Below are 12369 nucleotides of genomic sequence, written 5' to 3'. Positions count from 1 at the left end.
ATCATGTCACTGAAAAAAATAAGTTTGGAGAATTTTACTGTATTTAGCAAAATGGAAATTGATTTTTGCGATGGGATCAATGTTTTTATTGGGGAAAATGGAACTGGAAAAACCCATATTATTAAATTGCTTTACGCTGCTTGTCAAGCTGCCCAATCAAAAAAAACAGGGATAGACTTCCAAACAAAGATAGTAAAAGTATTTCGTCCTGACGAGTTTTCTTTGCTGCGCTTATCAAAACGCGGTGTCGGGGCAAGCAATTCATCTGTAAAAGTATTTTCAAACAAAAGCAATTTAGTGCTGTCGTTTCATTCTAAGTTTAAAAAGAATGTAGAAACAACAGGTTCTGAAAAATGGGAAAAAGAGTTTGCAGAATTAACAAGCACTTTTATTCCAGCTAAAGAAATATTGTCTCACTCCCGCAATCTGGTACAAGCCATTAATGCTGGCAATGTTGATTTTGATGACACTTATAAGGATATTATTTCTGCTGCAAGTGTGAATGTGAGCCGTGGACCTGATAATGAGCGTAAGACGAAATATTTAAGGCGGCTTCAGACAATAACCCAGGGCAGAGTTAAAATCGAAAATGAGGAATTTTATCTTTTGCCGACTGGTCAGTCTCAATCAAAACTTGAGTTTCAATTAGTTGCGGAAGGTCTTAGAAAAATAGCTCTTTTATGGCAGTTAATAAAAAATGGAACTTTAGAAAAAGGGTCTGTTCTTTTTTGGGATGAACCTGAGGCAAATATTAATCCGCAAAATATTCCAGCTATTGTTGATCTCCTTTTAGATTTGCAGAAAGATGGGGTTCAAATATTTATTGCAACACACGATTATTTTTTAGCTAAATACCTTGATGCCAGAAAAACAAAAGAAAACCACATTCTTTATCACGCTTTGTATAAGTCAAATGATTCTATCCAGCATGAAAGCGAAAGCGACTTCGCTTTGCTGGAAAACAACAGCATATTGAAACAATCCATCGACTTATACAAGGAAGAAGTAAAGAAGGTGATGGAATGAAAATCACCATTGATGAGTCTGGTTTGTGCTTTGGTGAATATGAAAAGTCACAGTTATTTCATGCAGAAAAATCAGCTGCCTATATTTCTTTAGGAAAGGGAGTCGCAACAGTTGAGTTTGTGCTATACAAGAAGGACGATAACATCTTTATGGTTGAAGCAAAGTCGAGTTCGCCTCAGCCCAGTAATCAAGCAGATTTTGATTCCTTCATTGATGAAATCTTTATCAAAGTTGCACACTCGATTGATTTGTATTTCGGCTTAGTGCTGAAACGAATCCATGATAGTGCAAATGATATGCCTGATTGTTTTAAGACAGCCGATTATTCTAAAGCTAACATTAAATTTGTATTGGTAATTAACGGACATAGAACAGAGTGGTTACCCCCAATTACAGATGCATTAACAAGGAAGCTTAAAAGGCAGATTAAGACATGGGGATTAGACGTTGTCGCAATAAATCATTTGCAAGCCAGGGAGTATGGCTTGTTAAAGTGCTAGTAGCGGGGTGGCCTACATAATGAACCTAACCGAAGTTAAAAAATCCTTAGAGCGACAGTTTGCCCGCGAGCTCATGCAGGGCAGTAAACGCAACATCGTATTTTGGTACGATGAGGAAGGTGTTTTCGCCGATTCCATTGATACGCTGTCGCTCGATAATGTGAAGATTATTAAGCTTTACGGCAACAATATGTTTGCTATGAAGCTGTACATAGAGGAGACTGACCGCAAGAGCAATCTGTTGGTCTACTCTCCTTTGCCTCGCCCTGCTAACCGGGAAAATTGGCTGACGGACACCATCAAATATAGTCAGACATTCTCTACGGATGAAACCTCACTCATATTGCTTAACTACAAAATTGACAATGCTCTCCGAAGCGTGGTTACCAAGTACAAGCTGTTCTTCCGCAGCAACGAGCGGAGCAAACGGTTTGAGGGCTATGCCCTTGCGCCCTATTCGGAGCCGAAAATTGATCTCGGCGTATTGTCTGCGCTCTGTAAACTGCCTGCCCCAAACCTTGATAATGTGGTACGAATCCTACTCACCGAAATGGCAAGCGGAGAAACCACAATTTATGACAGCATTGCTAAGTTTGGCAATCTTGACGCGTTTTGGTCATTGGTCAATAAGTTCTATGGCTATAAGTTCACAGAGCAGAGCCTCGAAAGATTGGCCATCCTGCTGCTATGCAGTCATTTCTCCCATAGCATCAACGGGAATATGCCGAAAGAATGGGATGTTTATGTTTCGGACAACCCTAACTGCTACGTTTTTGTAGACAATTTTATGAAAAACAGTGAGTTGGTCGAGGATTATAATAACCTCGCCAACTTCGTTGCGAATAAACTGGCATTATCAGAGCGTACTGCGAAATGGACGATTGACCAAATTACTGACTGCGACACCTTTGAAGAATTTGACACCAGCATTATCAACCGTATAACCGCAAACATCACACAGAATGCGGGAGAATACGGTCATTACCGCAAGATAATCAACAGCAGAAAAAATCGCCGCTATTATTCTCAGTTTGAAAAAGAGTACGATGTGTTGCTCTATGCCTGTGAATACCTTGAACTGGCATTAACTTACAAGGACTTGCAAGGTGCGAACACGCTATCACTCTTTGATAACTATGTGAAAAGCTATTATAAGTTAGACTCCAGCTATCGACACTTCCTCTTTGCGTATGACAGACTTGATGATAATAGTGACTACACTCTCCTCTTTGATATGATTGAAAACAGCTATACTAATTGGTATCTGAACGACCTATCCATGAAATGGTGTGCCCTTTGGGATGATGAGAGTACCTGGCAGTTGCCTGGAATCACATCTCAGCAAGGATTCTATGAAAAATATGCCCGCCGATTTGTGACTGACAATGAGCGGTTGGTTGTTATCATTTCCGATGCCCTGCGCTATGAGTCTGCCGTTGAGCTGAATAATATCCTCAACCGAGAGCAAAAAGGTGCAAGTGAGCTTGATGTGATGCTGGGTGTTATTCCCTCTTACACAGCGTTGGGCATGGCTTCGCTTCTGCCCCATAAGCAGCTTGATATTACTGATAAAGCCGACTTCGAGATACAGGGAATATCAACAGAGGGAACGGAAAACCGAACCAAAATTCTCCGCTTGGCAAAACAAGAAGCCATCGCTATTCAATACGATGATGTAATGGCTCTTAAAAAGCCGCAGCTCAGCGAGACTCTTTCGGGCATGAAGCTGATTTATATTTATCACAACACAATTGATGCGCGTGGAGACAATGCGCCAACTGAAAATGAAGTGTTCGAAGCAACCGATAAGGCTTTTAAGGAATTGTCGGGGCTTGTGCGCAAGCTCCGTAATGATATCAGTGCAATCAATATCGTCATAACTGCTGATCACGGATATATCTATCGCCAGACACCACTTGCCGAGCGAGATAAGACCCCAAAAGAAAATATGGCGGGTATCAAGTCAAAGCGCCGCTTTATTTTGGCACAGGAAAACATAGAGAAGCAAGGCACTCAAAACTTCTCGATGGAATATCTTACGAAAAATAGTAATGGGATGTATGCGATATTGCCGCGTGCTACCAATTGCTTTAAGGTTCAGGGTGCAGGGAGCCGCTATGTTCACGGTGGCGCCGCTTTGCAAGAGGTTGCTATTCCGGTTATCCGCTTCAAGAGTGATAAAAACCTGAGCCGCTCCATGAGTGCCAAAAAGGTGTCTTTGCGCTTGACCGACCTCTCAAGAAAAATTACGAGTGTGATTACACATTTTACCTTCTTCCAGAATGAGCCGGTTGACGAAAAGCATTTACCGCTTCGTATCACAGCATACTTTGCCGATGAAGCCGGAAACCGTATTTCAAATGAGAATATCATCATTGCAGAAAGCACCAGCGGTAAGCCGGAAGAACGGACATATAAAGAAAAATTCACTCTCAAAGACATGGCATATGACAAGGGTGCGTCCTATTACCTAATACTCAAAGATGAGGACGAGCTTGTGAACTCCGAGATGGAGCGGATTCCGTTTGTTATCGACCTTATCTTTGGTGGCAGTATACGCTTTTGAAAGGTAGGTATTTGATATGGCTGAGAACTTAAACAACTCGCTAAAGGAAGCCTTTTCGGGCAAGATTGTCCGAAAAGACTTAACTAAAAAAATTAAAGAAGGCGCAAATGTGCCTATTTATGTGCTTGAATACCTGCTTGGGATGTATTGTGCTGCCGATGACGAGGCAAGCATTGAGGCAGGCGTAAGCCGTGTTAAGAATATTTTGGCGGATAATTTCGTGCGTCCAGACGAAGCGGAGAAAATTAAATCCAAAATCCGTGAAATGGGCAGCTATACTGTCATTGACAAGGTGGAGGCCAAACTTGACCCGGACAGCGATACATATCGCGCTGTATTCTCCAACTTAAATTTAAAGAATGTCATTGTTTCTGATTCGTATATCAAGCAGTTTGAAAAACTGTTGTCGGGTGGCATCTGGTGCATTATCCGCATGAACTATAACAGACTTGAGGACAGATACGACGAGTTTGACAATGATGCCCCGAAGGGCAGCAAGAAAAACCGTGTCAGCCCGTTTGAAATAGAGGAATTGACCCCGATTCAACTTCCTCACATGGATATGCAGGAGTTCTTTGAGGGCAGACGGCAATTTACCAAAGACGAGTGGATTGATATACTGCTCCGGAGCGTTGGTATGGAGCCCACACAATTTGAAACCCGAGTAAAGTGGCATTTGCTTGAACGTATTGTGCCACTCGTCGAGAACAACTATAACTTGTGTGAGCTAGGGCCGCGCGGCACAGGAAAATCTCATATCTACAAAGAGATTTCTCCGAACTCAATTCTGATTTCGGGAGGTCAAACCACGGTTGCTAACCTGTTCTATAACATGGGGAATAAAACTATCGGACTTGTCGGTATGTGGGATTGCGTCGCTTTTGATGAGGTCGCTGGAATTACATTCAAGGATAAAGACGGTATCCAAATCATGAAGGACTTCATGGCATCAGGCTCGTTTGCTCGTGGCAAGGAGGAAAAGAACGCAAATGCTTCTATGGTGTTTGTCGGGAATATCAACCAAAGCGTTGATGTGCTGATGAAGACTTCTCATCTATTTGAGCCGTTTCCTGCTGCAATGGCATATGACAGCGCCTTCTTCGACCGTATGCACTACTATCTGCCAGGGTGGGAAATACCGAAAATGCGTCCTGAGTATTTTACGAATGAATATGGATTTATCACTGATTATCTCGCCGAATTTCTGCGGGAAATGAGAAAGCGCTCTTTCGGCGATGCGATTGAGCAATTCTTTCGTTTCGGCAAAGACTTAAATCAACGAGATGTTATCGCTGTTCGTAAAAGTGTATCAGGCCTGTTGAAACTCCTGTATCCTCATGGAGAGTTTGACCGTGACGATGTTGCAGAGGTATTGGAGTATGCCCTTGAGGGACGCCGGCGCGTCAAAGAGCAGCTCAAAAAAATCGGCGGCATGGAGTTTTACGATGTCCATTTTTCATATTTGGACAATAATAGTTTTGATGAACACTTTGTATCTGTGCCAGAGCAAGGTTCAGGCAAGTTGATCCCTGAAGGGCAAGGAAAGTCCGGTCATATATATACCGTTTCCCGCGGCGATACAGGAATGCTTGGCGTTTACAAACTTGAAACCGAGCTTGTAGGCGGTAACGGTAAATTTGAAGTGACGGGCATTGGTTATGACCGCGAAGCAAAAGAAAATCTTAAAACGGCACAAAATTACTTCAAGGCTAATGAGAAGATAATTAGCGGTTCAATCAATATTGACGATAGTAACTTTCTGATGCACGTCGCTGATTGTCAGGGCATCGGCTCTACGCCAGATTTGGCGTTGTGTGCTTTTGTGGCGCTCTGCAGTGCATCCCTTCGAAAGCCTATTCAATCACAGATGTGCGTATTAGGTAATATGAGCATAGGCGGTACCATCAGCAAGGTCGAGGAACTTGCAAGCACCATGCAGGTCTGCCTTGACGCAGGAGCAAAAAAGTTGCTTTTGCCTATGTCCTCGGCTGTCGACATAGGAACTGTGCCCTCAGAATTGTTTGCGAAGTTCCAAACCTCCTTCTATACAAGCCCCGAGGATGCTGTGTTCAAGGCTCTTGGATTGGAGTAGTCCAGGAGACAAAACCATAGAAGACAGAATATTAATTGCTACTTAACAAACAAATTGCTATACGGAGGTAACAAATGTACCATAACCAACTGGACAGATGTTGCAAATAAAGAAACCGCAAATTGATGGATGAAGTGCGTGATGAGATGCCATCGACTTGATGGAGCATCAGCACCTGAAAAGTGAGGATTGCCGTATGCCCTTTACCATTATCCGCAACGATATAACCAAAATGCAGACCGATGCCATTGTCAACGCCGCCAACACCGAGCTTCAAATGGGTGGCGGGGTTTGTGGTGCAATTTTCAAGGCTGCTGGGGTAAAAGAGCTGCAAGCTGCTTGCAATAGGCTCTCGCCAATTCAGACAGGCGAAGCCGTAATCACGCCTGGCTTTGCCCTCTTGTCAAAACATATCATCCATACGGCAGGCCCGGTCTACCGTGACGGTAAGCATGGTGAAGCAGATCTGCTCCGAGCTTGCTACATAAACTCGCTTACCGTGGCGGCGGAGAATGATTGTGAATCCATTGCTTTCCCGCTGATCTCCAGCGGTATATTTGGCTACCCGAAGACGAATGCCTTGCAAGTGGCAACGCAGGCCATACAAGACTATCTTGACGAACATGATATGGATGTATATCTTGCCGTGTTTGATAAAGACGCATTTACTATCAGTGAACAATTGCTGGGCGGTGTAGAAAGCTACATCGATGAGCATTATGTCAATGAACATATAGATCGCCGTCGCGGGATTAGTCTACTGGATGTAGAGCGTTCCGCAATTTTTGCAGAAGAAGCCATGCCCATGCCCATCGCTGCTGCAGCGAAGGGACTGGATGAAGTGATTGAAAACCTCGATGAACCATTTTCGCAAACGCTCCTGCGGTTGATTGATGCCAAGGGTAAAACCGATGTCGAGGTATATAAGCGTGCCAATATCGACCGCCGCCTGTTCTCAAAAATCAGGAGCGGTAAGGCGTATATGCCGAGTAAACGGACCGCAATTGCATTGGCCATTGCCTTGGAGCTGACGCTTAGTGAAACGGAAGATTTTTTGAATCGGGCGGGATATGCTCTCTCCCACAGCCAAAAGTTTGATGTGATTGTTGAGTATTTCATTGTGGGCGGCAGATACGATATCTTTGAAATCAACGAGGTGCTGTTCCATTACGATCAGCCGGTGCTTGGAGGATAAAATCATGGACTACATTTTGATAACGGTATCAACCATAATAGCCGTTGCTTTAATAGCCGGGCTGGTCTTCTATCTAAGAAAAAAATCTAAGCTCAGTGGCAACGATGCTCTGGTTTCCCTAGTATCCTCTTCAAGTGATTCAGGGATGCTTGGTGCAGATCATATTCAAAACAATATAATAGCCATACCGATTGAACTACTGCCAGCAACAACCCACATTGAGGAAAAACGCCTGTTTCAAATCACAGATCAAACGGTGATTTCTCGCATTTCAGAACTAATACCTTTTACATCTCAAACAGGGACAAGACTGATAGCAAACAACGCTCTCAACTCTCTAAAAGGTGTAGAGTTAGTAAAACTGGATATTCCATTTTCACGACTCACGAAGTCGAAAGATGTAGTAGGTGCCGCAAGAGGTTATATCCACGGAGGTAAAGGTGTAGCGGCACAAGCAAATTTAAGTAAAGTTGATATGAGTAAAGTCACAAAAGCTACTACTGTCGCTAATGGTGTTGCAAATGTGATGAATGTCGGGTCTTTAGTGGTCGGGCAATATTATATGTCTGAGATAAGCGCCAAGATGGAAACCATGACAAAGAGCATAGACAAAATCAGTGATTTTCAAAACAGAGAATTTAGAAGCCGGATTCTCGTGTTGCTTCCCTTAGTTGGAGAAATCTCAAAATTCGATTCGGAAATTATGGAAAGTGATACTTTGCGAAACCGCAAATTACATACATTAGATGATTTGAAAGCCGAGGGTGCCCAATTACTCCAACAGGTCAATTTATCTGTTGACGAAGTAATAAAGAAAAATCAAACTCCCAATTACAGGGACTATCAAGAAAAAGTGGATGAGCTTATGCCTTTGCTTGAATATCAGCACATTTTGATAACTGTTTTGGAAGAAATCAGCAAGTTGATCTATCTGCTTGGAAAAGGTGAAAACTCAAGAGAAATGAGCTATTATTCTTTTAATACCTTCTTAGATCAGTCAAATCAGATTAGGTCAAAATTAGAGGATTGGCATAAAAATCAAGTGAATTCGCTCGGGATTGACATGGATAAGAACCGCAGAAACAAAATAGGGATTGAAAGTTTCTTTGCAGCGATACCCAGCCTCATTGATGACAAATGGCGTTACAAGGAACTTGAAGATGGGATGTCTCGAAAAATTAACGCTCAAAAGGCCGGACAGCAATTGATGCTCACTGAGCCTGAAGCCGTATATGATAACGATGTCCAAATTATTATCAAGGATGGAAAATACTTTTACTTGCGAGATTGACAAAATGCCGTTCCATTACAATCAGCCGGTGCTGGGAGGATGCAAAATGTATGTCTGCAACGACCCTGTTTGCGACCCCGTTTGTGATTTTTGTTGGTTTTGCGAACATGATGAAAATGGTGTTCCTAACCACTGCTCCAAGGGCAAGGATGGAGATTTTTGCGACGGGATAGGATACTGTGATGAGTTTAAATGCAGTCTGCATGAATCGCAATCATAATATGTGCAACTAAGTATTTTATGGCGAGCAGCAGACTCGAAATCTTTGAAATCAGCAAAGCGCTGTTCCATTATTACCAACCATGACTGGGAGGATAGATATGTTTTTAATTGACACACAAAATAAAAAGGCGGTTTCCCTTGAAAAGAAATCATTCTCGGAACTCAAATTGTCCGAGCGTTATGATTTGCAGGAGTGGATTGCGGATAATCCGTTGATCCTCGGCGAGAATCTCTTGATAATTCAAAAAGAGTTTGATGGCTTCCCCGACACGAATGAGCGTCTTGATCTCCTCGCCCTTGATGAAAGTGGCAAACTCGTCATCATTGAAAATAAGCTTGACGATTCGGGCAAAGATGTTGTTTGGCAAGCCTTAAAATATGTTTCCTACTGTGCCACATTGACCAAAAGTGAGATTTGCGAGGTTTATCAGAAATATCTTGGAACATCAGCCGTTGCACAGGACAAAATCTCGGAATTTTATGATGGGCAGGATTATGAGAGCATTCGCTTGAATCCTGTGGAGGGCGATCAGCGCATTATTCTCGTTGCCGCGAACTTCCGCAAGGAAGTGACCTCTACCGTTCTTTGGCTACGCAACTATCACGGTGTTGATATTACTTGTATTAAAGTGACGCCGTATAAGGACGACGAAAAGTTATACCTTGACCCCGAGCAGATTATCCCGATGCAAGACATCGGCGATTATCAAATTCGTTTGACGGCAAAAAAACAAGAAGAAACAATTTCATCAAAAGAGGAAGCTACACGCTACAAAACGCGGTATAGATTTTGGGAAACGGCATTGCCTGTACTGCGTTCTAAGACAGGCATTTACAACAATGTTTCTCCTGGAAAGGATAATTGGCTTACCGGAGCAAGCGGTCATAGCGGTGTCGTATTTAATCCGGTTATCAGAATGGATGGAGCGCGGGCGGAGCTGTATATTGACACAGGTGATGATATTCGGAATATGAGTATATATGATGCGCTAAAATCCCAAGAGAGCGAAATTGCCGCCGCTTTCCCCGGTGAGCTTATTTGGCAAGACCTTCCCGGAAAAAGAGCGTGTAGAATCTGCGCTCAGTATCATGATTACGGACTCAACCACGAGGAACATTGGAGCGAGATTATTGACTGGCTTGCAGATAACCTTGCAGCTTTGATAAAAATTTTTAAGCCGTTGCTTGATGGTATTATGAAAGGATAAACCTGCATTGTATGGTTTGCTGCTAACCCATTTATGGGTTAATTGACTTGTCGCTTTCCAAGCGACCTCCAGCCATTCGTAAAGTAGTATCCTAAGAGCATCAAATAAATCTTAGGAGGACTATCACAATGAAAAAAGGACTTACTGAACTGGTTTTTATTCTCGATAAAAGCGGTTCGATGGGTGGCTTGGAGAAGGACACTATCGGCGGCTACAATTCCATGCTGGCTAAGCAGCAGGCTGTCGAGGGCGAGTGCCACATCACAACAGTGCTGTTCGACAACAATTACGAATTGCTCCACGACCGCATTGACATCAAGGCAGTCAGCCCGATTACCGATAAGGAGTATTCTGTCGGTGGTTCCACCGCTCTGCTCGACGCCATCGGTAAAACTATCAAAAAGATCGGCAATGCGCAAAAGCACACTGCCGATGATTATCGTGCCGAAAAAGTAATGTTCGTCATCATCACAGACGGCGAAGAAAATGCCAGTCATGAATACTCCTCTGACAAGGTAAAGGCTCAAATTGAGCGTCAAAAAACAGAGTATCATTGGGAGTTTATTTTCCTTGGTGCGAATATTGATGCTGTCCAGACCGCCGGACGGTTTGGCATCGCTCCTGACAGGGCGGTCGATTATCTGTCCGACAGCGAAGGAACCGAGTTGAACTTCAAAGTAATGAGTGCGGCTGTAACTACTTTCCGAGAAGCGGGCGCGGTAGACAGTGCTTGCTTTGAAGAAATCCGCAAGGACGTTTGCCGGAGGGGAGGTCAAAAATAATGCTCGGAGCAATTATCGGTGACATCGTAGGCTCGGTCTATGAGTGGAACAATATCAAAACAAAGGACTTCCCTCTCTTTCGTGACGACTGCTTTTTCACGGATGATACCGTGATGACCATCGCTACAGCAGACGCTCTTTTGAAAGGCGGGCAGCCCGATGACTTTATAGACTCCTACAAAAAATGGGGTCGGCATTATCCCGATGCGGGCTATGGCAGCCGGTTCGGTCGTTGGATTTTTTCTGATGACCGTGGGCCGTATAACAGTTGGGGCAACGGCTCGGCGATGCGAATTTCACCATGTGCATGGCTTATGGATTGCGGTTTCTGCGCCCGTACAGGTATGTGGCCTTCAAACGGCAGGGAAAGAGCAAAACTATCCGCCGAAGTGACGCACAGCCATCCCGAAGGTATAAAAGGTGCATTGGCTGTGACAGATGCAATATTCATGTGTCGCTTTTACGCCGGCGGTTATGGGGATGATATGGGTAATCCCATAAAAGAACGCTTGAACCTTGAGCAGTATAAAATACAAATCAGAGAACACATCGAGAGTGAATACGGCTACGATCTGAGCAAATCGCTTGACGAGATTCGCCCAACCTATCGGTTTAATGAAAGTTGTCAAGACACCGTTCCCCAAGCAATTACCGCTTTTCTTGAAAGCACGGATTTCGAGGACGCCATCCGCAATGCGATCTCCCTCGGCGGAGATAGCGATACGCTTGCTGCGATTACCGGAAGCATTGCCGAAGCCGCATATGGGGTTCCTGATTGGATAAAGGATAGAGCAATGGATTACCTTGACTCTCCATTGCGTGAGGTTTGCGAACGGTGGACGGAACAGCTTTAATAACTCTAATTCCTGTAAGCATCACAATTTGTTCTAAAAGATGCTCCAGCAGAAGATAGCCTGCTGAGGTGCCTGCACATGGCTCATCTTCAGAAAAAGAAAAAGCTGGAGGCTAACATTACCTTCGAGCCTGCGGATATGCACTGCATTTCCCCTATACACTTTGGATAATTGCTCGAAGGTCAACCTTTGTTTTTAACTGGCTATTCCTTTCTTAATACCTACTACTTGTTCTTTCTCTGTAATAAATCTCTTAGAGTGAGTCCTTCTGGTGGGTTCACTGTGAACCGCAGCTCGGTTCACAAAAAACGCATAGTATCCCCTTGGCGGGAAGCTATGCGTTTTCGTGTTTCATCGGTAGTTTATTTTTTCAAAACGAGCCGATTGCTGGTGTTGCTGCCGTTTTCCCGATAGCGAGGTTCCTTTTCAATCAGTCCCGCTTTGACCAAATCATTCAATGCGCGCTTGACGGTACTGCGAGAGAGATTCATATCGGTAGCAATGGTGTTTACCGCAGGCCAGCAGTCTGATCCATTGCCAGTGCGATCTTTAAGATACATATAGACAGATCTCGCCCGATGAGGAAGTTCATCGGGCGAGGCTGTGTATATACGATTAAAATAGCTCATTTAT

Annotated in this window: 11 protein-coding genes; 10 read left to right on the top strand and 1 reads right to left on the bottom strand. The window is 43.7% G+C overall.

Going from position 1 to position 12369, the window contains the following annotated elements; translation table 11 throughout:
- Positions 1-3 precede the first annotated feature (3 nt).
- The 10 genes from C1A10_RS02040 (at position 4) to C1A10_RS02000 (ending at position 11736) form a co-directional block, all read left to right on the top strand.
- The gene (locus C1A10_RS02040; RefSeq protein ID WP_101908634.1) at positions 4-1026 is read left to right on the top strand and encodes an AAA family ATPase; all 1023 of its coding nucleotides are present in this window, start codon (positions 4-6) and stop codon (positions 1024-1026) included.
- Entirely contained in the window at positions 1023-1526 is a 504-nt protein-coding gene (locus tag C1A10_RS02035) for a hypothetical protein (RefSeq protein ID WP_101908633.1), read from the top strand. The genes C1A10_RS02040 and C1A10_RS02035 overlap by 4 nt, the downstream gene beginning before the upstream one ends.
- Before the next feature lie 19 nt (positions 1527-1545).
- On the top strand, positions 1546-4092 hold the full coding sequence (gene pglZ, locus C1A10_RS02030; RefSeq protein ID WP_101908632.1) for a BREX-1 system phosphatase PglZ type A: 2547 nt from the start codon (positions 1546-1548) through the stop codon (positions 4090-4092).
- Between the two features lie 16 nt (positions 4093-4108).
- A complete protein-coding gene (gene brxL / locus C1A10_RS02025; RefSeq protein WP_101908631.1) occupies positions 4109-6184 on the top strand; it encodes a protease Lon-related BREX system protein BrxL in 2076 nt (691 codons plus the stop codon).
- Positions 6185-6380: 196 nt separating this feature from the next.
- Positions 6381-7379, top strand: a complete 999-nt coding sequence (locus C1A10_RS02020; RefSeq protein ID WP_101908630.1) for a macro domain-containing protein — start codon at positions 6381-6383, stop codon at positions 7377-7379.
- A 4-nt stretch (positions 7380-7383) separates the two neighbouring features.
- The gene (locus C1A10_RS02015) at positions 7384-8670 is read left to right on the top strand and encodes a topoisomerase IV (RefSeq protein WP_101908629.1); all 1287 of its coding nucleotides are present in this window, start codon (positions 7384-7386) and stop codon (positions 8668-8670) included.
- A gap of 50 nt (positions 8671-8720) precedes the next feature.
- Positions 8721-8843 (top strand): hypothetical protein, encoded by a 123-nt coding sequence (locus C1A10_RS18820; RefSeq protein WP_278309110.1) that lies wholly within the window; start codon positions 8721-8723, stop codon positions 8841-8843.
- A gap of 147 nt (positions 8844-8990) precedes the next feature.
- A complete protein-coding gene (locus C1A10_RS02010; protein ID WP_180950942.1) occupies positions 8991-10100 on the top strand; it encodes a DUF4268 domain-containing protein in 1110 nt (369 codons plus the stop codon).
- Between the two features lie 128 nt (positions 10101-10228).
- A complete protein-coding gene (locus C1A10_RS02005) occupies positions 10229-10882 on the top strand; it encodes a vWA domain-containing protein (RefSeq protein WP_101908627.1) in 654 nt (217 codons plus the stop codon).
- Complete coding sequence (locus tag C1A10_RS02000; protein ID WP_101908626.1) at positions 10882-11736, top strand: ADP-ribosylglycohydrolase family protein; 855 nt, start codon at positions 10882-10884, stop codon at positions 11734-11736. Before C1A10_RS02005 ends, C1A10_RS02000 begins: the two co-directional genes overlap by 1 nt.
- 362 nt (positions 11737-12098) lie before the next feature.
- Here C1A10_RS02000 and C1A10_RS01995 read toward each other — a convergent pair whose 3' ends face one another.
- Complete coding sequence (locus tag C1A10_RS01995; RefSeq protein WP_101908625.1) at positions 12099-12365, bottom strand: helix-turn-helix domain-containing protein; 267 nt, start codon at positions 12363-12365, stop codon at positions 12099-12101.
- Positions 12366-12369 lie beyond the last annotated feature (4 nt).

This window comes from Marasmitruncus massiliensis (genome assembly GCF_900186535.1).
In the GTDB taxonomy this organism is placed as follows: domain Bacteria; phylum Bacillota; class Clostridia; order Oscillospirales; family Ruminococcaceae; genus Anaerotruncus; species Anaerotruncus massiliensis_A.
The sequence above is the reverse complement of the archived record's forward strand: the minus strand, read 5'-3'. Positions and strand labels throughout refer to the sequence as shown.